Origin of the sequence: Burkholderia sp. JKS000303, assembly GCF_002563755.1 — a bacterium.
GTDB classification, from domain to species: Bacteria; Pseudomonadota; Gammaproteobacteria; order Burkholderiales; family Burkholderiaceae; genus Burkholderia; species Burkholderia anthina_B.
Map to the genome: position 1 here is coordinate 1,097,028 of NZ_PDBZ01000001.1, position 22,705 is coordinate 1,119,732.

22 protein-coding genes are annotated in these 22,705 nt (G+C 65.9%); 8 read left to right on the top strand and 14 right to left on the bottom strand.

Annotated features, from left to right (window positions below):
- The first annotated feature begins 25 nt into the window (after window positions 1-25).
- The 3 genes from trpC to BX604_RS05235 are packed head-to-tail and all read left to right on the top strand — an operon-like array spanning window position 26 to window position 2,353.
- On the top strand, window positions 26-811 hold the full coding sequence (gene trpC, locus BX604_RS05225) for an indole-3-glycerol phosphate synthase TrpC (protein WP_098549871.1): 786 nt from the start codon (window positions 26-28) through the stop codon (window positions 809-811).
- Entirely contained in the window at window positions 811-1,437 is a 627-nt protein-coding gene (locus tag BX604_RS05230; RefSeq protein ID WP_098549872.1) for a CYTH domain-containing protein, read from the top strand. Before trpC ends, BX604_RS05230 begins: the two co-directional genes overlap by 1 nt.
- Window positions 1,438-1,450: 13 nt before the next feature.
- Window positions 1,451-2,353, top strand: coding sequence for a uracil-DNA glycosylase (locus BX604_RS05235; RefSeq protein ID WP_098549873.1), 903 nt, complete (start codon window positions 1,451-1,453; stop codon window positions 2,351-2,353).
- A 107-nt stretch (window positions 2,354-2,460) separates the two neighbouring features.
- Here the strand turns inward: BX604_RS05235 and BX604_RS05240 are convergent, their stop codons facing one another.
- The 4 genes from BX604_RS05240 to BX604_RS05255 form a co-directional block, all read right to left on the bottom strand.
- Complete coding sequence (locus tag BX604_RS05240; protein WP_098549874.1) at window positions 2,461-3,057, bottom strand: FMN-dependent NADH-azoreductase; 597 nt, start codon at window positions 3,055-3,057, stop codon at window positions 2,461-2,463.
- Between the two features lie 146 nt (window positions 3,058-3,203).
- Window positions 3,204-5,003: a M61 family metallopeptidase gene (locus tag BX604_RS05245; RefSeq protein WP_098549875.1), complete on the bottom strand. Its 1,800-nt coding sequence runs from the start codon at window positions 5,001-5,003 to the stop codon at window positions 3,204-3,206.
- A gap of 115 nt (window positions 5,004-5,118) precedes the next feature.
- Window positions 5,119-5,847 carry a DsbC family protein gene (locus tag BX604_RS05250; protein ID WP_098549876.1) on the bottom strand — a complete coding sequence of 243 codons (729 nt, stop codon included), beginning with the start codon at window positions 5,845-5,847 and terminating at the stop codon, window positions 5,119-5,121.
- Between the two features lie 90 nt (window positions 5,848-5,937).
- Window positions 5,938-7,116 carry a UbiH/UbiF family hydroxylase gene (locus BX604_RS05255; RefSeq protein WP_098549877.1) on the bottom strand — a complete coding sequence of 393 codons (1,179 nt, stop codon included), beginning with the start codon at window positions 7,114-7,116 and terminating at the stop codon, window positions 5,938-5,940.
- A 247-nt stretch (window positions 7,117-7,363) separates the two neighbouring features.
- Here BX604_RS05255 and ychF point away from each other — a divergent pair, with 247 nt between their 5' ends.
- Window positions 7,364-8,458: a redox-regulated ATPase YchF gene (ychF, locus tag BX604_RS05260; RefSeq protein WP_098549878.1), complete on the top strand. Its 1,095-nt coding sequence runs from the start codon at window positions 7,364-7,366 to the stop codon at window positions 8,456-8,458.
- An 87-nt stretch (window positions 8,459-8,545) separates the two neighbouring features.
- Here ychF and BX604_RS05265 read toward each other — a convergent pair whose 3' ends face one another.
- The 6 genes from BX604_RS05265 to BX604_RS05300 all read right to left on the bottom strand — a co-directional run bounded on the left by BX604_RS05265 (window position 8,546) and on the right by BX604_RS05300 (window position 14,921).
- A complete protein-coding gene (locus tag BX604_RS05265; protein WP_257146276.1) occupies window positions 8,546-8,755 on the bottom strand; it encodes a lysozyme inhibitor LprI family protein in 210 nt (69 codons plus the stop codon).
- A 255-nt stretch (window positions 8,756-9,010) separates the two neighbouring features.
- Window positions 9,011-10,072: a radical SAM protein gene (locus tag BX604_RS05275; RefSeq protein ID WP_098552707.1), complete on the bottom strand. Its 1,062-nt coding sequence runs from the start codon at window positions 10,070-10,072 to the stop codon at window positions 9,011-9,013.
- A gap of 39 nt (window positions 10,073-10,111) precedes the next feature.
- On the bottom strand, window positions 10,112-10,981 hold the full coding sequence (locus BX604_RS05280) for an alpha/beta hydrolase family protein (RefSeq protein ID WP_098549879.1): 870 nt from the start codon (window positions 10,979-10,981) through the stop codon (window positions 10,112-10,114).
- 391 nt (window positions 10,982-11,372) lie between these two features.
- Window positions 11,373-12,764 (bottom strand): GABA permease, encoded by a 1,392-nt coding sequence (gene gabP, locus BX604_RS05285; protein WP_098549880.1) that lies wholly within the window; start codon window positions 12,762-12,764, stop codon window positions 11,373-11,375.
- 460 nt (window positions 12,765-13,224) lie between these two features.
- Window positions 13,225-13,569, bottom strand: coding sequence for an MmcQ/YjbR family DNA-binding protein (locus tag BX604_RS05295; protein WP_098552709.1), 345 nt, complete (start codon window positions 13,567-13,569; stop codon window positions 13,225-13,227).
- A gap of 89 nt (window positions 13,570-13,658) precedes the next feature.
- Window positions 13,659-14,921 carry an MFS transporter gene (locus tag BX604_RS05300; protein WP_098549881.1) on the bottom strand — a complete coding sequence of 421 codons (1,263 nt, stop codon included), beginning with the start codon at window positions 14,919-14,921 and terminating at the stop codon, window positions 13,659-13,661.
- 193 nt (window positions 14,922-15,114) lie between these two features.
- Here BX604_RS05300 and gcvA point away from each other — a divergent pair, with 193 nt between their 5' ends.
- From gcvA to ettA, 3 genes are all read left to right on the top strand, one after another.
- Window positions 15,115-16,032, top strand: coding sequence for a transcriptional regulator GcvA (gene gcvA / locus BX604_RS05305; protein WP_098549882.1), 918 nt, complete (start codon window positions 15,115-15,117; stop codon window positions 16,030-16,032).
- 102 nt (window positions 16,033-16,134) lie between these two features.
- Window positions 16,135-16,443, top strand: a complete 309-nt coding sequence (locus BX604_RS05310; protein ID WP_098549883.1) for a DUF3761 domain-containing protein — start codon at window positions 16,135-16,137, stop codon at window positions 16,441-16,443.
- A gap of 187 nt (window positions 16,444-16,630) precedes the next feature.
- Window positions 16,631-18,298: an energy-dependent translational throttle protein EttA gene (gene ettA, locus BX604_RS05315; RefSeq protein ID WP_098549884.1), complete on the top strand. Its 1,668-nt coding sequence runs from the start codon at window positions 16,631-16,633 to the stop codon at window positions 18,296-18,298.
- Between the two features lie 138 nt (window positions 18,299-18,436).
- Here ettA and BX604_RS05320 read toward each other — a convergent pair whose 3' ends face one another.
- From BX604_RS05320 to BX604_RS05335, 4 genes are read right to left on the bottom strand one after another with little or no spacing between them, the layout of a single operon-like run.
- Complete coding sequence (locus BX604_RS05320) at window positions 18,437-19,060, bottom strand: HAD family hydrolase (protein ID WP_098549885.1); 624 nt, start codon at window positions 19,058-19,060, stop codon at window positions 18,437-18,439.
- On the bottom strand, window positions 19,057-19,608 hold the full coding sequence (locus BX604_RS05325) for a cysteine hydrolase family protein (protein WP_098549886.1): 552 nt from the start codon (window positions 19,606-19,608) through the stop codon (window positions 19,057-19,059). The genes BX604_RS05320 and BX604_RS05325 overlap by 4 nt, the downstream gene beginning before the upstream one ends.
- A gap of 53 nt (window positions 19,609-19,661) precedes the next feature.
- Window positions 19,662-21,476, bottom strand: a complete 1,815-nt coding sequence (locus BX604_RS05330; protein WP_098549887.1) for an aminopeptidase P family protein — start codon at window positions 21,474-21,476, stop codon at window positions 19,662-19,664.
- Window positions 21,477-21,494: 18 nt separating this feature from the next.
- Window positions 21,495-21,749 (bottom strand): hypothetical protein, encoded by a 255-nt coding sequence (locus BX604_RS05335; RefSeq protein ID WP_098549888.1) that lies wholly within the window; start codon window positions 21,747-21,749, stop codon window positions 21,495-21,497.
- 171 nt (window positions 21,750-21,920) lie between these two features.
- Here BX604_RS05335 and BX604_RS05340 point away from each other — a divergent pair, with 171 nt between their 5' ends.
- The gene (locus BX604_RS05340) at window positions 21,921-22,682 is read left to right on the top strand and encodes a response regulator transcription factor (RefSeq protein ID WP_098549889.1); all 762 of its coding nucleotides are present in this window, start codon (window positions 21,921-21,923) and stop codon (window positions 22,680-22,682) included.
- Window positions 22,683-22,705 lie beyond the last annotated feature (23 nt).

Here is a 22,705-nt window from a genome sequence, read left to right on the forward strand (position 1 = left end):
CCTTACGAATCAAGCAGGAACCCACATGAGCGACATTCTCGACCGAATCATCGCCGTCAAGCGCGAAGAAGTCGCGGCGGCCATGCGCAGCACGCCGCTCGAGGCACTGAAACTGGAAGCATCGTCGCGCGACCTGCGCGACTTCGTCGGCGCGCTGCGCGCAAAGCAGGCAGCCGGCAACGCGGCGGTGATCGCCGAAGTGAAGAAGGCCAGCCCGTCGAAAGGCGTGCTGCGCGAGCATTTCGTGCCGGCCGATATCGCGCGCTCGTATGCGGCCCACGGCGCCGCGTGCCTGTCGGTGCTGACCGACGAACAGTTCTTCCAGGGCAGCGTCCGCTATCTGCAGGAAGCACGTGCGGCCTGCTCGCTGCCGGTGCTGCGCAAGGACTTCATCGTCGACGCATACCAGATCCTCGAAGCGCGCGCGATGGGCGCCGACGCGATCCTGCTGATCGCGGCCGCGCTCGACACGCCGCTGATGCAGGAACTCGAAGCGTACGCGCACTCGCTCGGCCTCGCGGTGCTGGTGGAAGTACACGACCGCAACGAGATGGAACAGGCGCTGACGCTGAAGACGCCGCTGCTCGGCATCAACAACCGCAACCTGCGCACGTTCGAAACGACGATCCAGACCACGCTCGACATGCTCGACATGATTCCGGCGGACCGGATGGTCGTGACCGAGTCGGGCATCCTGTCGCGCACCGACGTCGACACGATGCGCGCGGCGAACGTCAACGCGTTCCTCGTCGGCGAAGCGTTCATGCGCGCCGAGCAGCCGGGCGAAGAGCTCGCGCGGATGTTCTTCTGATGGCGATCGAACAGGAAATCAAGCTCGCGCTGCCGGCCGGCCAGGCCGACGCGGCGCGCCGCTTTTTCGAGACGCTGACCGGCGAACCCGGCGACGTCGTCGCACTCGCGAACGTCTACTACGACACGCCCGAGCTCGCCCTCGCCCGCTCGAAGAGCGCGGTGCGCGTGCGCCGCACGCCGCACGGCTGGCTGCAGACGTTCAAGACGGTCGGCAGCGCGCAAGCCGGCCTGCATCGCCGCCATGAATGGGAACTGCCGGTCGCCGGCGACGCGCTCGAAATCGACGCGCTCGTCGCCGCGTGCGACGTGCCGGAGGCCGCCACCGCGCTGCGCGACGCGGCACCCGCACTGCACGCGCTGTTCCGGACGGATTTTTCGCGTACGCTGTGGCGTATCGCAATCGCCGGCGCAACCGTCGAAGCCGCGGTGGACGTCGGCGAGATCGTCGTCCAGGCGGACCACGACACGCGCCGCGAACCGATCAGTGAAATCGAACTCGAACTGATCGACGGCCCGGAAGCGGCGCTCGCGACGCTCGCCGCCGAACTGCAGCAAGCGCTGCCGGGCCTCGCCCCCGAAAACATCAGCAAGGCGCAACGCGGCTACCGGCTGCGCGCGCAATAAACACGCATCACGCATGGCAACCCGCAAGACTCTCCGCACGCCGCAGCAGGCGTCGCTGTTCGACGATCTCGTGCCGGAAACGGCGCGCGACGATGTTCCCGCTCCGGCGTCCGAGCCGCCGTCAACCGCGCGCAAGCCGGTGAAGAAAGCCGCGGCAGCCGCCCCGACTCCCGCTGCGCCCCCCGCCGCCGCGGACGTCCCGCACCTCGCCGCCCAATTCGACGCGCTGCCGGCCGTCTGGCGCGACGTGCTGAAACCCTTCACCGACAGCGACGCGTACGCGCCGCTGTGCCGCTTCGTCGACGACGAGCGCGCGGCCGGCAAGACCGTCTACCCGACCGACGTGTTCCGCGCACTGCGCCTGACGAGCCCGGACGACGTGAAGATCGTGATCCTCGGCCAGGACCCGTACCACGGCGACGACCGCGGCACGCCGCAGGCGCATGGCCTTGCGTTCTCGGTGCCGCCGGCGGTCCGCACACCGCCGTCGCTGCGCAACATCTTCAAGGAAATCGCCGCGAATTTCGGCCACGACACCCCGCGCCACGGTTGCCTCGACACCTGGGCGCGCCAGGGCGTGCTGCTGCTCAACACCGTGCTGACGGTCGAGCGCGGCGCGGCCGCGAGCCACGCGAAGCGCGGCTGGGAGCAATGCACGGACACGCTGATCCGCGAGCTCGCCGGCCGTCATCGCGGGCTCGTGTTCATGCTGTGGGGCGCGCATGCGCAGGCGAAACGCGCACTGTTCGATGTGAGCGCGCATTGCGTGCTCGAAGCGCCCCATCCGTCGCCGCTGTCCGCGCACCGCGGCTTCCTCGGTTGCCGCCACTTCGCGCTCGCGAACGACTATCTCGTCGATGCCGGCCGCCCGCCGATCGACTGGCGCCTGCCGGAAGTCGCCGAAACGCTCGCGTAACGGTTTCCCCGGCTTTCGCCGCACCATGCAAAAACGCCGCGCCCCTTTCGGAGCGCGGCGTTTTTTTCACCGGGCGACTCAACGGGTGCGACGCACCCGCATCGACCTCACACGGCAGCGATCGCTTCGCGTGCGCTGGCAAGCGCGGCGCTCTGCGCATCCGGCCCGAGGTTCAGGCCTTCGGCGTGGATGAAGTTCACGTCGGTCAGGCCGATGAAGCCGAGGAACGAGCGCAGGTACGGCGTCTGGCTGTCGTTCGGCGTACCCAGGTACTTGCCGCCACGTGCCGTCACCACGTGAACCTTCTTGCCCTTGATCAGGCCTTCCGGGCCGTTCTCGGTGTAGCGGAAGGTGACGCCGGCACGTGCGATCCAGTCGAAATACGTCTTCAGTTGCGACGACACGCCGAAGTTGTACATCGGTGCGCCGATCACGATGATGTCGGCAGCTTGCAGTTCGGCGATCAGCGCATCGCTCTTCGCGACGATCGCATTCTGTTCCGCGCTACGCTGGTCAGCCGGCGTGAAGAATGCGCCGAGCACCGATTCGTCGAGGTGCGGCAGCGCGTCGGTCAGCAGGTCGCGAACCACGACCTTCGAACCGGGGTTCGATTGTTGCAGCTTTGCCGTCAGTTCGTTGGACAGCAGCGTGGATTGCGCGCCTTGCGAGCGTGCGGCGGAATTGATTTGCAGGATGGTCGTCATGTCAGGCTCCAGTTAGGTTGCGCTTCGGTAGCGCGAGTGACGCCATTGTGCGTGGCCGCCCGATCTCGAAAAAGCGGGTTGCGGGCGACGGATTGTTGCAGCAGCAGAACAATCCATGATCCCGCCCCCAACCCGCTCTTGCGCGTTCAGCCCTTCAGCCAGGCTTCCCGGGCCTTGTGCGCGACAGCCGGCTTCGCGGCCGCCGTGAGCCGGTAGCGCGTGACTTCCGGCCCGTCCAGCTTCAGTTTCGCGGTCCGCAGCTCGTCGCGGCGGAATGCGTGGATCTCGACCTTGTCGCCCGGCCGGTAGCGCGCCAGCAGCGTGTCGAGGTTCGCGCCGGTGACGCGCAGCCCATCGAGCGCGATCAGCGTATCGCCGGCCGACAGCCCGGCGCGATGCGCGGCGCCGCCTTCATAGACAGCCGCCAGCGTGCAGTCCGCGCCGCCGCGCAGGCGCGCGCCGATAGTCGGCTTCGCGGCTGCGCCGTGCGCAAGCTCGGGCGCGAGCGTCACGCCGAACGGCGCAAGCAGGTCGCCGAGCGGCAGGTCGCGCGTGCCGTGCACGGCGTCGGCGAACAGGCGGCCGAGCGCGACGCCCGTCGCTTCCTCGATCAGCGCCTCGACTTCGTGTTCCTCGACGCCCGCCTGCTTGCCGCGGTAGAAATCGCGGCCGTAGCGTTGCCACAGCAGACGCATCACGTCGTCGAGCGACTTGCGGTTGCGGGTCTGCGCGCGAATCGCGAGATCGAACGCAAGCGCAACCAGCGAGCCCTTCGTGTAGTAGCTGACGATCGCGTTGGTCGCGTTTTCGTCCTGGCGGTAATACTTGATCCACGCGTCGAACGAGCTGTCCGCCACACTCTGCTTCAGGCGCCCGGTACCGCGCAGCACGCCGCCGACCGTACGGCCGAGCGCCGCGAAATATTCGTCCTGCGACATCAGCCCGCTCCGCACGAGCATCAGGTCGTCGTAATACGACGTGAAGCCCTCGAACAGCCACAGCAGCGACGTGTAGTTTTCCCGTGCGAGGTCGTACGGCACGAACGCGGCCGGCTTGATGCGCTTCACGTTCCACGTATGGAAGTACTCGTGGCTGCAGAGGCCGAGATACGTGCGGTAGCCTTCCGTCGTTTCAGGCCGCCCCTTCACAGGCAGATCGGTGCGGTTGCAGATCAGCGCGGTCGATGCGCGATGCTCGAGGCCGCCGTAACCGTCGCTGACCGCGAGCGTCATGAACACGTAGCGCTCCATCGGCGCTTTCTTCGATTTCGGCTCGAACAGTGCGATCTGCGCTTCGCACACCCGCTTCAGGTCGGTGCGCAGCCGCTCCATGTCGAGTTGCGTCACGCGCCCGGCGATCACGATGTCGTGCGGCACGCCGTGCGCGTCGAACGTCGCCAGCGCGAATTCGCCGATCGTCACCGGATGGTCGGTGAGCTCGTCATAGTTCGATGCGCGATACGTGCCGAAACCGTAACGCCTGGTGCCGCGCGCCTCGGGCAGCGAGGTGCCGACGCGCCACGCGCGGAACGCCGTCCCGGCCGGCTTCGCGATGTCGACTTCGCATGGCGCATCCTCGCGGCCGGCGACGCTCAGGAACACGGCCGTCGCATTGAAGAAGCCGCCCGATTCGTCGAGATAGGCGGAACGCACCGACAGGTCCCACGCGTACACGTCGTAGCGCAGCGTCAGCGCGCCGTTCACCGGCGCGGCTTGCCACGTGTTCTTGTCGGTCTTCGCGATCCGCACCTTGCGGCCGGCGTCGTTGAACGCGGCGAGCGTCACGATGTTGCGCGCGAACTCGCGCACGAGATAGCTGCCCGGAATCCACACCGGCAGCGAGAAGCGCTGGCCCTCGGGATCGGGATCGGCAACCGTCACCGACACTTCGAACAGGTGCGCGGCAAGATCTTTCGGGACAATCGAATAGCGGATCGGCTGGGTCATCGTGGCAATCGGTCGAAAATCGAACGGAATACGGCGGCGGAAACGAAGAGAGGCGCCGGCAGGTACCGCGGGCGCCCCTCGCTGGCCGGGCCATGCGGCCCGGTTTGTCGGTCGGTTACTTGCTCGACGCGAGCGCCTGGTTGAGCTGCTCGGCCGACACCGCGCCCGGCAGGCGACGGCCATCGGGCAGGAAAATCGTCGGCGTGCCCGTGACGTTCATCCCGCGACCGAGCGCGAGGTTCTTGTCGAGCGCGCTGGTATCGCAGGTGCCGGCACCGGACGGCGCGCGGTGGTCGAGCATCCAGCTCTGCCAGGTTTTCGCGCGATCGGTCGCGCACCAGATCGCCTTCGACTTCACGGTCGAATCCGGCGACAGCACCGGATACAGGAACGTGTAGACGGTCACGTTGTCGATCGACTGCAGCGTCGTCTCGAGCCGCTTGCAGTACGGGCAGTTCGGATCGGAGAACACCGCGATCTTGCGCGCGCCGTTGCCCTTGACGACCTTGATCGCGTTCGCGAACGGCAGGCTCGCGAAGTCGATCTTGTTGAGATCGGACAGGCGCGCGTCGGTCAGGTTCTTGTGCGTCTTGGTGTCGACGAGATCGCCGAGCAGCACGTAGTCGCCGGCTGCATCGCTATAGATGATTTGCGAGCCGAGGTTCACTTCGTACAGCCCCGCGACCGGCGATTTCGACACGCTCTTGATCGGCGCGTCGCTGCCCAGACGCGCTTGCAGCGTCGCTTTCAGCTTGTCGGTGGTTTGGTCGGCCTGCGCGGTACAGCCAAGCGTCGCCATCGTGACGGCCAGCGCCAGCGACGCGATGCGGATCGTTTTTTTCATCCAGTTGTTCCTTCAGCTCAATCGGAGTGCACGGCACAGTGTACGCCGTAACGGAACCCTGTCCGACCGGCAACGCGCGCGAAGGTTCGCTCAACCGAGCGCGGCCGACACGAGCCAGCGCTTCACGAGCGGTTGTGCACCGACGAACGCCATGCCAGCGTTGCGCACCGCCTTCGCGAACGAACCCGGCACCGCGAACAGCCGCTGCAGCCCGTCGGTCGCGACCATCAGCGCGCGGATGTCCTCGCGGCGCGAGCGCTCGTAGCGGCGCAACAGCACCGTATCGCCGAGGTTGCGGAAGCTTTCCTTGTTCGCGATCGCATCGGCGAGCGCCGCGACGTCGCGCAGCCCCAGGTTCATCCCTTGCCCGGCGAGTGGGTGGATCAGGTGCGCGGCATCGCCGACGAGCGCGACGCGTGGAGCGATCAGCTTGTCGACGGTCTGCAGCGCAAGCGGGAAACCGGCGGCCGGCGTCACGCATTCGAGCGTGCCGACCTGGCCGTGCGACACGCGCTCGACTTCGGCGGCGAGCTGCGCGGGATCGAGCGCGAGCAGTTCATCGGCGTGCGCCGTGTGCGCGGACCACACGAGCGACACATGGCCGTCCGGCAACGGCAGCAGCGCAATGATCTCGCCTTCATGAAACCACTGGTAGGCCGTCTCGCGGTGCGGCAGCGATGCCTTGAAGTTCGCGACGATGCCCGTCTGCCGGTAATCGCGCCGCTCGATCTTGGCCCCCATTTGGGAACGCACCCATGAATGCGCACCGTCCGCGCCGACCACGAGGTCCGCTTCGAGCACGTGCCCCGACGACAGCGTAAGCACGGCCGCGTCGTCGCGCACGTCGAAGCCCTGCGCACGCGCATCGAACCACGTGAGGTTCGGCTGGAATCGCAGCGCGGCGTCGAGCGACGCCTCGATCAGCGACGATTCGGTGATCCACGCGAGTTGCGGCACGGACGCCTGGTACGCGGAGAAATGCAGTTCCGCATGTGCATCGCCGTACACGCGCATGTCGTACACCGGCGCGAGCCGGCCGTGGTCCAGCGCCTGCCAGACCCGCAGCCGCTCCAGCAATGCCTGCGAGCTGGACGACAGTGCATAGATGCGCGTGTCGAACGCGAGATCCGCGGGGCGCGGCGTGACCGGCTGTGCCAGCAAGGCGGTCTTGTAGCCGGACTGGGTCAGCGCGAGCGCGGCCGTCTTGCCGACGAGCCCGCCGCCGACCACGGCGACGTCGAAGATAGGGTGGGCAGTCATGGCGGGCATTATAGCTGCGGGGCCAATCCCTTACGCGGCCGGACTTTGCGGGAAATCAGCAGAATCGCGGGCGCGGCCGGCAGCGCGGCGTGCCGTCGCATCGGGCGTTCGGGGGCGCGCCGGAAACCGGGGCGTCGGCACGGTACAATAGCGCCTTTGATCGTCGGCCCGCCGCGCTCCGAGCGCCGGCCGTCCCTATTTTCCCGCGCCGCCGCGCTTCGTCCGGCCGCGCCGCCCTACCCGTTCGAAGGATTCCATGAGTCTCAAATGCGGCATCGTCGGCTTGCCCAACGTCGGCAAGTCCACCCTGTTCAATGCGCTGACCAAGGCCGGCATCGCCGCCGAGAACTACCCGTTCTGCACGATCGAGCCGAACGTCGGCATCGTCGAGGTGCCCGACACGCGCCTGAAGGCGCTGTCCGAAATCGTGAAGCCCGAGCGCGTCGTGCCGGCCGTCGTCGAATTCGTCGACATCGCGGGCCTCGTCGCGGGTGCGAGCAAGGGTGAAGGCCTCGGCAACCAGTTCCTCGCGAACATCCGCGAAACCGATGCGATCACGCACGTCGTGCGCTGCTTCGAGGACGACAACGTCATCCACGTCGCCGGCAAGGTCAGCCCGATCGACGACATCGAAGTGATCAACACCGAACTCGCGCTCGCCGATCTCGCCACCGTCGAAAAGGCGCTCGCGCGTTACTCGAAGGCTGCGAAGTCGGGCAACGACAAGGAAGCGGGGAAACTCGTCGCGGTGCTCGAGAAGGTGCGTGCACAGCTTGACCAGGGCAAGGCCGTGCGCAGCCTGTCGCTGTCGGACGACGAACAGGCGGTGATCAAGCCGTTCTGCCTGATCACCGCGAAGCCGGCGATGTACGTCGCGAACGTCAAGGATGACGGCTTCGAGAACAACCCGCACCTCGACGTGGTGCGCAAGTACGCGGAAAGCGAGAATTCGCCGGTCGTCGCGGTATGCGCGGCCATCGAGGCGGAAATCGCCGATCTCGACGATGCCGACAAGGAAGCCTTCCTCGCCGACATGGGTATGGAAGAGCCGGGCCTCGACCGCGTGATCCGCGCGGGCTTCAAGCTGCTCGGCCTGCAGACCTACTTCACCGCCGGCGTGAAGGAAGTGCGCGCGTGGACGATCCACATCGGCGACACCGCACCGCAAGCGGCAGGCGTGATCCACACGGACTTCGAGCGTGGCTTCATTCGCGCGCAGACGATCGCGTTCGACGACTTCGTCACGTACAAGGGCGAACAGGGTGCGAAGGAAGCCGGCAAGATGCGCGCCGAAGGGAAGGAATACGTCGTGCACGACGGGGACGTGATGAACTTCCTGTTCAACGTCTGATGCATCGACAGACACCGCTTCTCGCAGTGTCACGGCAAACCGGAAAGGCCCGCAGAAGTAGCGGGCCTTTTTTCATTCCGGATTGGTTCATGAAGGTTGGCGGGATGCGCTCGCGGACAATCTTTTCGTCATTTCCTTCGTCGCCTCCGTTGCACAGATCGCCCGTGCTGCAGGACGCATTGACCCGTCACCCCATGCGTTACGCGCCGATTTTTCGCATGATGCGTCGCGCGCCCTCTTCCACTTCGCAATCTGCGCGTCGAGCGCATTCCTGCGCCGTGGTTGCTCGCTACGCAATCAATGATTCCCGCCGCTCTCAAACGGCTTCTTGAGCATCTCAAACTGCTCATCAACGTAAAACGGTCGAAGCGCAAATGCGATCGGGCCGGCAAATCCCGTCCAGTTCATTATGCCGTTCGATATCTTTGGAAAACCTTGACTGGACGGCATTCGCCTCCGGGGCCTTGGTGTGTCCGTCTCGCTACAGCGGATTCCGCAAGCTCGAATGCGATCAAGTTGCGCTTGTGGGCTGCCACCTGTTCGATACCAAATTCATTCCATTGCGCAAATCGATACGCCCTCGGTACGATTGCGCGGATGGTATTTCGACCAGACAAACTGACTGAAATAGGTCTCCGCAACCTCCGTCCATGTCCGGAGCCCGTCGTCCTCCTGCAGCACGTGCCTGGCGTTGACCAGCAACCAAGAAATCACCGCCTGGCTGTCACGGCATTTCGCACACTCCCCTGATGTACAGCAGCGCGCCAGCGAAACGAAGTCGGCGCGATACGCGTTGAACTTGGGCAGTACTGGCCAACCAGAAGCGAGCCGATCCGCGTTCCGCGGATGATCCTCACTTACGCTCGGGCAACTCGCGCCATCGAATACTCCCCAAGAGGTCGCCCCGCGCATCAGAGCGGCCAGATAGTAGGGATGGCTTGCGATGGTTTCAGGGTATCTCTGCTTCAAATCGAGCAACACGTTCAACAGCCGCTCCTCGCCATGTCGGCGAAGTGGGCCGTCGACGTCGTATGGGCTGTAGTAATTGAACAGCAGCCGATTTCCGTTGTCCCGAATCTTGCGTACCGTTTCCTCGATATACGCAAGACCGTCCATCGTCACTGCGTAGACGAAACCCGCCCGCTCGTCGCCCCGGTAGTTTGCCAGCGCTTTGTCAAATAAGCCCGTGAACCGCTTGCCGTTCGGACCGATCGCGCGCAACTCGTCGTCGAGCGGCCCACCACCAAATACAGAAATAGCGATGGTGATGTCTTCGAAGCCTTCATACGGGATTTTTCGAAGGCCATTCGTCGACACGGACACTTTCGGCATGTATTTCCGAAACATCCGTATCCGATCGAGATGCAATGCAGGCTCGCCACCAATCAATAACGGCGCGTTGATCCCGCGCTCCGCCTCTTCCCTCACACGCTGCTCGATACGAAGTGCATCGTTCAGTTCACGCGACGCCGTATCGAACTCATTCTCGAAGAACCAGCAGCCCTTGCAGCGCAGGTTGCATTGATTCGTGAGGTGGTAAAGCGAAGCGCGCGTCTCCTTCGCCTCGTTTCTGACTGCCTTGAAACGTGCCTTCATGTCGATTGAATCATCCATCGTGGTCTCCTGATGCGAGGATGCGAGCGACACGTACTGTCAGCGCAGCAATCCTCTGGTGAGTTCCGGCCACAACGACGAATGCTCGCGGCGGAACATGCCGACGTGTCCGACTGCTCGACCGTCGGAGTTTTCTGGATGAATCACGTGAACGCGACGCTCTGCTTTCGGCAACAGGCGCAGCCAGTCTTCGACATTGGCCGGCGTGGCGAGCGGGTCGTCAGCTGCGACCACAACGGTGACGGGCGCTGCAAACTCGTCGTAGTAGTGACGCATCACTCCTGCTCCGAATTCGTTTGCCACATATCCCGGTCGACGACACCACCGGGCCCATTGAAGTCCCACGTATGGCGGCAAGTCATCGCCCCAGCCAAGCACCCGGGCCGGAACGTAGCCGAGCAATCGCGCGGAAATAGGCACATACGCATTCGCAAGCACCAATGCCGCGAAACGCTGTGGCCAAAGGATGTTGCCGATATATCCGGACGACGCGGAGACAGCGCACAAAGAACGAACCGATGCGTGATTCGGCATTAAGCCGACTAGTTGCGCACCTGCGCTATGCCCGATCAAATGTGCGTCGCTCGCGCCGGTTTTTCCGAGGAGCCAATCAAGCGCTGCAGGCATATCGCGCTCCCCCCAGTCCTGTTTCCGCGCGCATGACTGTCGAACATGACGCGCATCGAGCGACTCACCGATTCCTCGATAGTCGAATACGAACGTGGAATAGCCGTCGCGACGTAGCCAATCCGCGAACGGGAAATAAAAAGATTGTCGAATCCCGGTGGCGGGACAGATGAGTACAGGGGAACGATCACCGTCAACTGCCGGGAAATACGTTCCACTCAATTGGTATCCGTCGTGGGCAAAGAAGGCGATGCGGACGCGAATTGTCGAGCGCTGACTCATCACCTTGACTTCAACACAGTCGATGAACGCACAGGAGTATCGATCGCCCAATCGAACGAGAAGTGCTTCCTGTTAATACAGAGCATCAACAAAGGAATCCAAATCGATTTATCCATCGACTCACCTCGGTAGCCGGAGTGATCAATGTAAGAGCAAATCGTTGCCTATGAAATCAGACGAGTTCGAATTTTGTGAGTCCAGATGTCGATGACGCGCCATGTTGCGAAACGGCCTGCATCGCCAGGGGCAAGCGCATCTGCTTACTCGTAAAAGACAAATGGCCCGATCGGCACATACCGATCGGGCCATTTTCACGACGGGAATCCCCCCGCCAGCCGGCAGCGAACGCTCAGCACAGCCGCCGCTCCATCACGTCCCCATCACGTCCCCATCACATCGCCGACACCCGCCGCCCCGCGCCCGCTTGCGCATCACGGCCGCGCTTGTTCAGCCACGAAGCAAACAGCACGATCAGCGCGAGCACGGCCGTCGCCCCCACTTCCATCCGGTGCTCCTCGCTGACGAACATCACGGTCAGCGTGCCGCAGATGAACAGGATGACCGCCCACGTGAGCCACGGGAACAGCCACATCCGCAGCGTCAGGTCGGCGCCGCTCGATTCGAGCGTCTTGCGCATCCTCAGCTGCGAGATCGCGATCACGAGATACACGAGCAGCGCAATCGCACCCGACGTCGCCAGCAGGAAGCCGAACACCTGCTCCGGCATCAGGTAGTTCGCGATCACGGTCAGGAAACCGAACGCGGTCGATGCCAGCACGGCCGCACGCGGCGTGCCGGTCGCATCGGTGCGATGCAGGAAGGCGGGCGCGTCCTTGCGCTTGGACAGCGAGAACAGCATCCGCGACGCGGTGTACAGCGCCGAATTCAGGCAGCTCGCGACCGAGACGAGCACGATCACGTCGATGATCGCCTTCGCGTTCGGAATGCCGATCAGCTCCATCGCGCGCTGATACGAGCCGTGCGTCGGCAGCAGCGGATCGTTCCACGGCACGATGGCCGCGACGACGAGAATCGAGCCGAGATAGAACAGCGTGATACGCCAGATGACCGAATTCGTCGCGCGCACGATCTGGCGTTGCGGGTTGTCCGATTCGGCGGCCGCGATCGTCACGATCTCGGTGCCGAGGAACGAGAACATCGTCGTCAGCATCGCCGCAAGCACGGCGTTCGCGCCGTTCGGCATGAAGCCGTGGTGCGCAAAGAGGTTCGACACGCCCGACACGGCCGGTGCGGGCACGATGCCAACGATCGCCGCCCCGCCGATGCAAAGGAACACGACGATCGCGACGACCTTGATCAGCGCGAACCAGAACTCGAATTCGCCGTAATTCTTGACCGAGAAGAGGTTGGTGATCGTCAGCAGCAGCGTGATGCCGAGCGCGAAGATCCAGGTCGCGACACTCGGGAACCACGCGTTGAGAATGGTCGCGGCGGCCGTCGCCTCGATCGGGATCACGAGCACCCAGAACCACCAGTACAGCCAGCCGATCGAGAAGCCGGCCCAGTGGCCGATCGCGCGATCGGCATAGGTCGAGAACGAACCGCTGTCCGGATGCGCGACGGCCATCTCGCCGAGCATGCGCATCACCAGCACGACCAGTACGCCCGCGATCGCATACGCGAGGATCGAAGCCGGGCCGGCTTCCGCGATCGCGTGGCCGGAGCCGACGAACAAGCCCGCGCCGATGACGCCGGCAATCGACATCATCGTCACGTGACGCTGCTTCAGACCCGTGCCGAGGCCTGTCTTGCTTCCACTCATGTGTCTCTCTCCAAAAAACGGTTCCGGTACGACCGGTAGTCGCTGAAGGCGGCGCGGGGAGTTGTCGTTGTTGAATCCGGCTGCCCGCCGCGCGTGCGCGGCATACGGGCATGGAGCCGGATCAAGCCTGTTCCGGTAGGCGCGCGACGCAGTCTGCGAAGCTGCGGATGCGATGCGGCGCACGGGGCGCCGGCGCATCGCGTGCGCCCTTTCCGTCGGCTGTGTCGTTCAGCCGCCTTCGAAGCGATGGAGTGTAAGCATCAAACGGTTCTTCACTAAGAACCAATTGAAGAATTTCGATGGAACCACTTGTTGCATCGATGCGAAACGATGCAACGCTTGGTCCACTCCGGCCCCCGATCGCGAGCCGCCGGAGCAAGCGATTGCCGTCGGTCGGCATCGCCGCGATCGCGTCGCGCCAATGACGCTCGCGGGTCCCGCAGCGCGCTGCACCGCGCGCTCAGTTCGCGCCGCCCGCCCCGTCGTCCTGCCACTTGGCCGGCACGATTGCGCGCCATTCTCGCAGAAGCAGGTTTTTCACGGCGTCGGGATGCGCAGCCGACAGGCGCACCAGCACGATCGGCCAGCCCGCATAGTGATCGGTCACGTAATACACGTCGGGCTCCGATTCGATCAGCCACGCGCGCTCGTCGGAGCCGACGCCCTTCACGACGAGCGTGTCGCCGTCCTCGCGCAGGCGCGCGAGCATCTTGCCCTTCACCCTGAGTGCGGGCGTGCCGTACGACGTGCCTTCCTCGACACCCCGCCACGCCAGCGCGATCCGCCGGACTTCGTCGAATGTCACGATGCGCCTCCGTGCGTCGATGATCGACGCCCCGGCCACCGTAGCGGAAATCGCGGGCAGTGCCTAGCCGACGAGCGCGCCTGATTTGCCTAGCGACCGGCCGCGCGCGCGGCGACCGATGCGCGTCCGGTAGTGGCAACGATCGCGAACGCAATCGCATTCGCGGCGGCGCTCGCCAGGATCGGCACGAGGTAGCCGCCGCCTGCGTCGTAGATGAAACCGGCCGCTGCCGGCCCGATCAGCGTGCCGAACGCGACGCTCGTGTAGAGGATGCCGATGATCGCGCTGACGTTGCGACCGCCGAAGTAGTCCATCACGACGGCGGGCAGCACCGCGACCCAGCCGCCGTAGAACACGCCGAATACGAGGGCGAACGCGGCGAGCGTCGCGACGGTGCCGGCACCCGCCCATGCGACGAGCGCGACGGCCATGCCGGCGAACATCGCGAGCAGCGACGCGCGGCGGCCGAAGCGATCGGCCAGGCCGCCGAGGAAAAAGCGCCCTGCCGTGCTGCCGACGCCGATCGCACCGAGCAGCAACACCGCCGTGGACGGCGCAACGCCGTGATCGAGCGCGTACGGCACGAGGTGCACGAACGGCACGAAGACGCCGAACGAACATACGAGGCACGCCGCGTAGAGGCTCGCGAACGGCCGCGACGTGATGGCCTCGCGCACGGTCGCGCCGGCGGACATCGCCGCGGCGGCACCGCGCCGATCCTCGCCCGCCTGCGCAAACGCCGCATCGCCATCGGGTGACAAACCCCGTCCGCGCGGGTCGTTCTCGATCAACAGCGACATGCCCGCGCCCGCCACAACGGCGATCACGGCCAGCGCGACATACGCGCCACGCCAGCCGACGTGCGCAATCAGCACGGACGCGAGCGGCGGCATCACGAGCGTACCGACGCCGATCCCTGCAACCGCGAGCCCCGACGCGAAGCCACGCCGGCGCACGAACCAGCGCTGCACTGCGCCGACGGCCGGCACGTAAGCGCAGCCGACGCCGAGGCCGACCCCCAGCCCGTACGCGACATAGACCTGCAGCAGCGTATGCGCAGCACCGGCCGCCGCAAGCCCTGCGGCCGTCAGCAGCATTCCGACGACGGCGAGCCGCCGCGAGCCGAAGCGATCGGCGAGCGGGCCGCTGACGATGCCGAAACCGAAATACAGAAAGCCGGCCAGCGAGAACACGAGCGAGATCTGCCCGCGCGACGCGGCGAAATCCCGTTGCAGCGACTCGACGAACGCGCTGAACGAGTACGCGCTGCCGAATCCGACGAACGTGACGGCGAACGCGGCCGCCACCACATACCAGCCGTAGAAAACGCGCGAGGCGCGCGGGCGGTTCATGACGTTGCTCCTGTCGGTGACGCATCGGCCGCCGGGCGGTGTCCATTTGCGTCGTGGATATAGTTCAACTATGTTGATCGCATCGGCGGCGCGAAACCTCTCCGCGGCAATACGATCTTCAGCGACAACGGTACTCGCGCATACGCATCGTCTCAAACGATATTTCGTCGGTCTTTCGATTTAGAAAAACTCAATGAAACGTTCCCGCTTGCCGCCGCTGAATGCGCTGCGCGCGTTCGAAGCGGCCGCCCGCCACCTGTCGGTGAAATCCGCGGCCGAGGAGCTGTCGGTCACGCCCGGCGCGGTGAGCCAGCTGATCCGCACGCTCGAGACGCATCTCGGCGTGGAGCTGTTCGAGCGCGTGAACCGCGGCATCCTGCTGACGGCCGCGGGCCGCGATTACCTGCCGCCCGTGCGCAACGCGTTCCGGCAGATCGCCGACGCATCGCAACGCGTGTCGGGCGCCGCCGACAGCGGCGTGCTGACGGTGAGCGTCACGCCGTTTTTCGCGTCCGCGTGGCTCGTGCCGCGCCTCGCGCAGTTCCGCGACGCGTGCCCGGACGTCGATCTGCAGATCGTCACGAGCCACGCACTCGCGGATTTCTCGCGCGACGGCGTCGACGTCGCGATCCGCCACGGCCTCGGCCGTTACGTCGGACTGTGCAGCGAACGTCTGCTGACGGTGGAGATCGTCGCGCTCGCGGCGCCCGAACTCGTCGCGCGGCTGGGCATGCCGGCGACGCCCGCCGACCTGACCGGTTGGCCGCACCTGCACGACGCCGAGCGCAAGGGCTGGCACATCTGGTTCGACGCACAGCGGATCGACGATTTCGGTCCGCCGCGCGGCCCCGCGTTCGACGATTCCGGCCTGCTGCTGCAGGCGATCCTCGCCGGCCAGGGCGCCGGGCTGCTGCCTGCGGCGATGGTGCGCAACGAGCTCGCGAGCGGCCGGCTCGTGCAGCTTGCCGATATCGCATGGCTCGACGATTTCGCTTACTACCTCGTCTATCCGCCGCATCACGCGGAACGCACGAAGGTCGCCGCGTTCCGCCGGTGGATTCTCGACGCCGCGCAGGCCGACGGCGCCGCCTCGATGACGGACACGGCGTAGCGGCACTGCACCGCACGGCGGCGGCAACGACAGGCTGCCGATCGGCTAACATGCGGCGCGGGCCGCCGGCCCGCAATCGACAAGAACATGCGGAGAGAGACCATGCCTGCCCTGCTGCGCCGCGCGACGCACATCGCGACCCTGGCGGCCGCGCTGTTCGTCGCATGCGCCGCGCTGCCGACGTCGGCACACGCGTATCGCGCGTCGCCCGGCTACGGCAACGAGGCCGACCTCGACCGGCACGACACGTATCGCAATCGCGACGGCGACACCGTGCATGCGCCGGCCCATTCGAAATCGGGACGCGTGCCCGACGGCGCGAGCGCGCGCTGCCGCGACGGCACGTACAGCTTCAGCCGCCATCGGCGCGGCACCTGTTCGGGGCACGGCGGCGTCGCCACGTGGCTGTGAACGCGGGCCGGCCGAATGGCCAGTGCGGTGTCAGCGGCAGCCGGCGGCGAAGTACAATACGCGCTCGCGTCGCCGTACGCGGCGATGACGCCGCGCCCTGCGCGGCACGCTCCGTATCGAATCACCCGATGCCGCCACGCCCGCGCGCTGCGCGGCAGCCTCAACCATTTCTGACTTTCATATCCAAATGGCCCAATACGTTTTCACGATGAACCGGGTCGGCAAGATCGTGCCGCCCAAGCGCCAGATCCTGAAGGACATCTCGCTGTCGTTCTTTCCCGGCGCGAAGATCGGCGTGCTCGGCCTGAACGGCTCGGGCAAGTCGACGCTGATCCGCATCATGGCGGGCGTCGACAAGGACATCGAAGGCGAAGCGACGCCGATGCCGAACCTGAACATCGGCTACCTGCCGCAGGAGCCGCAGCTCGATCCGACGAAGACGGTGCGCGAAGCCGTCGAGGAAGGCCTCGGCGACCTGTTCCAGGCGAACAAGAAGCTCGAAGAGATCTACGCCGCGTATGCGGAGCCGGACGCCGACTTCGACGCGCTCGCGGCCGAGCAGGCGAAATACGAAGCGATCCTCGCATCGAGCGACGGCGGCAGCCCCGAGCAGCAGCTCGAAGTGGCGGCCGACGCACTGCGCCTGCCGGCATGGGACGCGAAGATCGAGCACCTGTCGGGCGGCGAAAAGCGTCGCGTCGCACTGTGCAAGCTGCTGCTCGAGAAGCCCGACATGCTGCTGCTCGACGAACCGACCAACCACCTCGACGCCGAATCCGTCGACTGGCTCGAACAGTTCCTGGTGCGCTTCCCGGGCACGGTCGTCGCCGTCACCCACGATCGCTACTTCCTCGACAACGCAGCCGAGTGGATTCTCGAACTCGACCGCGGCCACGGCATTCCGTGGAAGGGCAACTACAGCAGCTGGCTCGACCAGAAGGAAGAGCGCCTGAAGCAGGAAGAAGCGTCGGAATCCGCACGCCAGAAGGCGATCAAGAAGGAACTGGAGTGGGTGCGCCAGAACCCGAAGGGCCGTCAGGCGAAGTCGAAGGCGCGTATCGCGCGCTTCGAGGAGCTGAGCAGCCAGGAATACCAGAAGCGCAACGAAACGCAGGAAATCTTCATTCCGGTCGGCGACCGCCTCGGCAATGAAGTTATCGAGTTCAAGAACGTCAGCAAGGCGTTCGGCGATCGCCTGCTGATCGACAACCTGAACCTGAAGATTCCGGCCGGCGCGATCGTCGGCATCATCGGCCCGAACGGCGCCGGCAAGTCGACGCTGTTCCGGATGCTGACCGGCAAGGAACAGCCGGATTCGGGCGAAGTCGTGATGGGCCCGACCGTGAAGCTCGCATACGTCGACCAGAGCCGCGACGCGCTCGACGGCACGAAGACGGTGTTCGAGGAAATCTCGGGCGGCGCCGACGTGCTGACGGTCGGCAAGTACGAAACGCCGTCGCGTGCGTACATCGGCCGCTTCAACTTCAAGGGCGGCGACCAGCAGAAGATCGTCGGGAACCTGTCCGGCGGTGAGCGCGGCCGCCTGCACCTCGCGAAGACGCTGATCTCCGGCGGCAACGTGCTGCTGCTCGACGAACCGTCGAACGACCTCGACGTCGAAACGCTGCGCGCGCTGGAAGACGCGCTGCTCGAATTCGCGGGCTCGGTGATGGTGATCTCGCACGATCGCTGGTTCCTCGACCGGATCGCAACGCACATCCTCGCGTTCGAAGGCGATTCGCAGGTCACGTTCTTCGACGGCAACTACCAGGAATACGAAGCCGACAAGCGTGCGCGCCTCGGCGAGGAAGCCGCGAAGCCGAAGCGTCTGCGCTACAAGCCGATCAGCCGCTAAACGGCGCGGCCCGCGCATCCGGCGCCGCGATCACGCGGCGCCGGATGCCGAAAGCGGTCGCTTCCGGATCGGCAAAACAAAAAGCGGGCCCAGTTCACGGGCCCGCTTTTTTTCATCCTGCAATCGTTCGGCCGCCGCCTATGCGAGCGCGCCCAGTTCGCGCAAGCGCGCCTCGGTCGTCGCCGCGCTCGTGTGATGAATGCCGTGCCAGCCGAGCGCCGTCGCGGCTGCGGCGTTCTTCGCGTTGTCGTCGATGAACACGAGTTCGTGCGGCGCGATGCCCGGCAGGTGCGGATCGATCCGCGCCTGCATCGCGTGATAGATCGCCGGATCGGGTTTCACGAGCTTCACGCGCCCCGATACGACGATGTCCTTGAAGCGCCGCAGGATCGGGAAGTTGTCCCACGCATACGGAAAGGTCTGCGCGGACCAGTTCGTCAGCCCGAACAGCGGCATCCCCTGCCCGTCGAGCCGCTCGACGAGCGCGGCGCCGTCGTCGAGCACGCCGCCGATCATCTCGTGCCAGCGCGCGTAGAACGCGCGAATCAGTGCCTCGTGCTCGGGAAACTTCGCGACGAGTTCATTCGTCCCTTCGTCGATCGTCTGGCCGCCGTCCTGACGGACCACCCAGTCCATCGCGCACACGTGCGTCAGAAACCAGCGACGCTCGGCTTCGTCCGGAATCAGCTGCCGATACAGGTACTCGGGGCTCCAGTCGATCAGCACGCCACCGAAATCGAACACTACCGCCTTGATTGTCATGCGAACTCCGTGGCGAGCACGTCGGCGAGCGGACGCGGCGTCACCGCGTTGCCCGACAGCGAATTGTTTTCCCAGATGAAGTGATGATGCGCGACGATCTGCGCGGCCGACAGATGCCCGCGCTCGTTCGTCGTATGCAGATCGGACACGACGGTCGTCCGGTAGCCGAGCAGCGCCGCGCGACGTGCGGCCGAGTCGACGCAGAATTCGGTCGCATAGCCGCAGATCAGTACCGACCGGATCCCGCGGCCGTCGAGTTGCGCGGCCAGCGGCGTGTCGTGGAACGAATCGCTCACCCGCTTGCGGATGCGCCAGTCGCCGTGGTCGACGAGCAGCCCGTCGTGCAGGTCCCAGCCACGCGTGCCGGGCACGATGTCGTCATCCGCGTCGCCGTCGTGCTGCACGAAGCACACGGGCGCGTTCACCGCGCGCGCCGCCACCGTCAGCCGGTTGATCCCCGACACGACATCGTCGAGCCGGTACGTGGGCCGCGCCCGCTGCACCAGCCCGCGCTGCATGTCAACCACGATCACCGCGGTGTCCGCCATCGGTTGCCCTCTCTGCCAGGCCGACCGTCGTCCGGCCGGCGTTGCGCGTTGCGTCAGATCGGCTGCGTGCGTGCGTCGAGCCACGCCTTCGCGTCGCCGCTCACGTGCCGGCCAACGCGCTCGCGCACCGTCGCGTGATACGCGTTCAGCCACGCGCGTTCTTCTTCATGCAGCATCTCGACCAGCACACAGCGCGTGTCGATCGGGCACAGCGTCAACGTCTCGAACGCGAGGAAGTCGCCGAACTCGGTCTGCCCGCCCGCGCGGTTCACGACCAGGTTCTCGATCCGGATGCCCCACTTGCCGGGCCGGTACACGCCCGGCTCGATCGACGTGATCATCCCCTCTTCCATCGCCGTGTACGGTTCGGCCGGCGCGTAGTGCGAGATGACCTGCGGACCTTCGTGCACGTTCAGGAAATAGCCGACGCCGTGCCCGGTGCCGTGGCCGTAGTCGAGCCCGGCGGCCCACATCGGCGCACGCGCGATTGCGTCGAGCATCGGCGAGCGGATGCCGCGCGGGAACCGTGCGCGCGACAACGCCATCATCGACTTCAGCACGATCGTGAAATCGCGGCGCTGCAGGTCGCTGACGGTGCCGACCGGCACCACGCGCGTGATGTCGGTCGTGCCGGTCGTGTACTGGCCGCCCGAATCGACGAGCAGCAGCCCGTCGCCGGCGATCGTCGCGTGCGACTCGGCCGTCGCGCGGTAGTGCGGCATCGCGCCGTTCGCGTTGAAGCCGGCGATCGTCGCAAAGCTCGGCGACACGTAGCCGGGGCGGCGGGCGCGCGCGGCCGTGAGTTGCTCGTCGATCGTCAGCTCGGTGATCGTCTCGCGGGTCACGGCCTGCTCGAACCACGCGAAGAATTCGGCGAGCGCGGCGCCGTCGTGCTCCATCGTCACGCGGACGTGCTCGATCTCGGCGGACGTCTTGCGCGACTTCGCGAACGTCGACGGATTCACGGCCTCGACCAGCTTCACGCCGGCCGGCACTGCCTCGAGCGTGCCGAACGTCACGCGGCGCGGATCGATCAGCAGCGTCGCGCCGTCGGGCAGCGCTGCGAGCGACGCGCGAGCCGCATCGTATGCATGGACCTCGACGCCATCCTGCGCGAGCGACGCGGCGAGCGCCGGCGACACCTTGCCGTCGGCGACGAACAGCGTCGCGCGATCGGGACCGATCATCGCGTGCGCGACGAACACAGGGTTGAAGTTGACGTCGGCGCCGCGCAAGTTGAACAGCCATGCGAGATCGTCGAGCGTCGACACGAAATGCCATTGCGCACCCTGCGCGTGCATCGCGCGGCGCACTTCGGCGAGCTTGCTCGCGCGCGTCGCATCGGCCTGCGGCGCCACGTGCTCGAACACGGCGTCGCCGGGCAGCCCCGGCCGCTCGGGCCAGATCGCGTCGAGCAGGTCGCAATCGGTGCGCAGCGCGATGCCGCGCGCGCTCAGCGCGGATGTCAGCGCGCGGGCCGCCGCCACACCGAGCACGGCACCGTCGACGCCGACCGTCGCGCCGGTCGGCACGTTCTGCGCGAGCCAGTCGACGTGCGGCGCGCTCTGCTGGCCGCCCATCATCTTCATCAGCTGGACGCCGGTGCCCGCGAGCTGCGCCTCGGCCTGCACCCAGTAACGGCTGTCGACCCACAGGCCCGCGAAATCCGCGGTCACGACCAGCGTGCCGACCGAGCCCGTGAAACCGGACAGCCAGCGGCGCGCCTGCCAGCGTTCGGGCAGGTACTCGGACAGGTGGGGATCGGCGGACGGCACGAGATAGGCGGCCAGGTCCTCACGGACCATCGCGCCGCGCAGCAGCGCGAGGCGAGCCGGCACCGACGAGACTTCGGGGAGACGGGCATTCATGATTTCACCTGAGAGCATTCAGCGACGGGCCGACAGTGCGACCGTCACGGCTACGGCGAGGAACGCGACGCCGGTGCAGACCGGCCATTCGAGCGTCTCGCCATCGTAAAACAGTCCCGAGAGATTGCCGGCGATGCGCGCGATGACCGCACCCGCGATGCCGACCAGCACCGCGATCCACCATGCCGGCCGCCCCGTGCGCCGCATCGGATGCAACCACCGGCCAAGCAGCCCGACGGCCGCTCCCAGGACAAGGATTCCAAACCAGTTCATTCGACGCCTTCTATAAATTCAGATTCGTCCCATAGGCGTGAACGTTGCCAGCGGCTAGCATCGACTCATCCATCGAACCCTGGACCAGCCGGGCGCCGCGAACATTCGAGTGTAGGGGCCGAGCCGACGTTATGGCAAGCGCCCACCGGCAGCCGTACTGAAGAAATCCACATGCGAATCGCCCTGATCGATCCCGAGGTACGTCATGCTGCGCTCCTGAACCGCCTGCTCTTCGCCGGCGGTCACGTGTGTCATGCGTTTTCGTCCAGCGCGGCGTTCTTCGCGTGGCTAGCCAACGATACCTGCGACATGCTGATCACCGGCAGCTGGGCCGGCGATCAGCCGGCCGAGGAAGTCATTCCGCGCGCACAGGCAGTCCTGCCCGGGCTGCCGGCCATCGCCGTGATGCAGGTGCCGCGCGAAAGCGAAATCGTGTCGTGCCTGCACGCGGGTGCCGACGATTGCCTGGTGCGCCCGGTGAGCGGGCCCGAGCTGCTCGCGCGGGTCAATGCGCTGAGCCGCCGCGCCGGCGTCCGGCGACCGCCGAACCGTTCGCGCGAAATGTATGGAGAATACGCATTCGATGCGACCCACAGCATCGTGCGCTTCGACGACACGGCCGTCGCGCTCACGCCGAAGGAATTCCGCTTCGCGCAGTTGCTGTTCGCAAACCTGTCGCGGCCCGTGTCGCGCGCCCACATCCTCGAGACGGTCTGGGGCCGCCGCCGCGACATGAAGTCGCGTACGCTCGACACCCATGCGTCCCGGCTACGCAGCAAGCTACAGCTGCTTCCCGAGCATGGCTACCGGCTCCTGCCGCTGTACGGCTATGGTTATCAGCTCGATCGCGTACCGATCGAGCCCCCAAATTCGAGGCCACACCACGCTGATGCCCGGTATGCCGCGAGTGAGGAAATCGCTGAAACGCTATAATATGGGGCTAAACGATAGCCCTC

What these genes read in the sequence shown, in the direction of transcription:
- trpC (WP_098549871.1), top strand. Translation starts at nt 26, where the DNA reads ATGAGCGACATTCTCGACCGAATCATCGCCGTCAAGCGCGAAGAAGTC.
- BX604_RS05230 (WP_098549872.1), top strand. Translation starts at nt 811, where the DNA reads ATGGCGATCGAACAGGAAATCAAGCTCGCGCTGCCGGCCGGCCAGGCC.
- BX604_RS05235 (WP_098549873.1), top strand. Translation starts at nt 1,451, where the DNA reads ATGGCAACCCGCAAGACTCTCCGCACGCCGCAGCAGGCGTCGCTGTTC.
- BX604_RS05240 (WP_098549874.1), bottom strand. Translation starts at nt 3,057, where the DNA reads ATGACGACCATCCTGCAAATCAATTCCGCCGCACGCTCGCAAGGCGCG.
- BX604_RS05245 (WP_098549875.1), bottom strand. Translation starts at nt 5,003, where the DNA reads ATGACCCAGCCGATCCGCTATTCGATTGTCCCGAAAGATCTTGCCGCG.
- BX604_RS05250 (WP_098549876.1), bottom strand. Translation starts at nt 5,847, where the DNA reads ATGAAAAAAACGATCCGCATCGCGTCGCTGGCGCTGGCCGTCACGATG.
- BX604_RS05255 (WP_098549877.1), bottom strand. Translation starts at nt 7,116, where the DNA reads ATGCCCGCCATGACTGCCCACCCTATCTTCGACGTCGCCGTGGTCGGC.
- ychF (WP_098549878.1), top strand. Translation starts at nt 7,364, where the DNA reads ATGAGTCTCAAATGCGGCATCGTCGGCTTGCCCAACGTCGGCAAGTCC.
- BX604_RS05275 (WP_098552707.1), bottom strand. Translation starts at nt 10,072, where the DNA reads ATGGATGATTCAATCGACATGAAGGCACGTTTCAAGGCAGTCAGAAAC.
- BX604_RS05280 (WP_098549879.1), bottom strand. Translation starts at nt 10,981, where the DNA reads ATGAGTCAGCGCTCGACAATTCGCGTCCGCATCGCCTTCTTTGCCCAC.
- gabP (WP_098549880.1), bottom strand. Translation starts at nt 12,764, where the DNA reads ATGAGTGGAAGCAAGACAGGCCTCGGCACGGGTCTGAAGCAGCGTCAC.
- BX604_RS05300 (WP_098549881.1), bottom strand. Translation starts at nt 14,921, where the DNA reads ATGAACCGCCCGCGCGCCTCGCGCGTTTTCTACGGCTGGTATGTGGTG.
- gcvA (WP_098549882.1), top strand. Translation starts at nt 15,115, where the DNA reads ATGAAACGTTCCCGCTTGCCGCCGCTGAATGCGCTGCGCGCGTTCGAA.
- BX604_RS05310 (WP_098549883.1), top strand. Translation starts at nt 16,135, where the DNA reads ATGCCTGCCCTGCTGCGCCGCGCGACGCACATCGCGACCCTGGCGGCC.
- ettA (WP_098549884.1), top strand. Translation starts at nt 16,631, where the DNA reads ATGGCCCAATACGTTTTCACGATGAACCGGGTCGGCAAGATCGTGCCG.
- BX604_RS05320 (WP_098549885.1), bottom strand. Translation starts at nt 19,060, where the DNA reads ATGACAATCAAGGCGGTAGTGTTCGATTTCGGTGGCGTGCTGATCGAC.
- BX604_RS05325 (WP_098549886.1), bottom strand. Translation starts at nt 19,608, where the DNA reads ATGGCGGACACCGCGGTGATCGTGGTTGACATGCAGCGCGGGCTGGTG.
- BX604_RS05330 (WP_098549887.1), bottom strand. Translation starts at nt 21,476, where the DNA reads ATGAATGCCCGTCTCCCCGAAGTCTCGTCGGTGCCGGCTCGCCTCGCG.
- BX604_RS05335 (WP_098549888.1), bottom strand. Translation starts at nt 21,749, where the DNA reads ATGAACTGGTTTGGAATCCTTGTCCTGGGAGCGGCCGTCGGGCTGCTT.
- BX604_RS05340 (WP_098549889.1), top strand. Translation starts at nt 21,921, where the DNA reads ATGCGAATCGCCCTGATCGATCCCGAGGTACGTCATGCTGCGCTCCTG.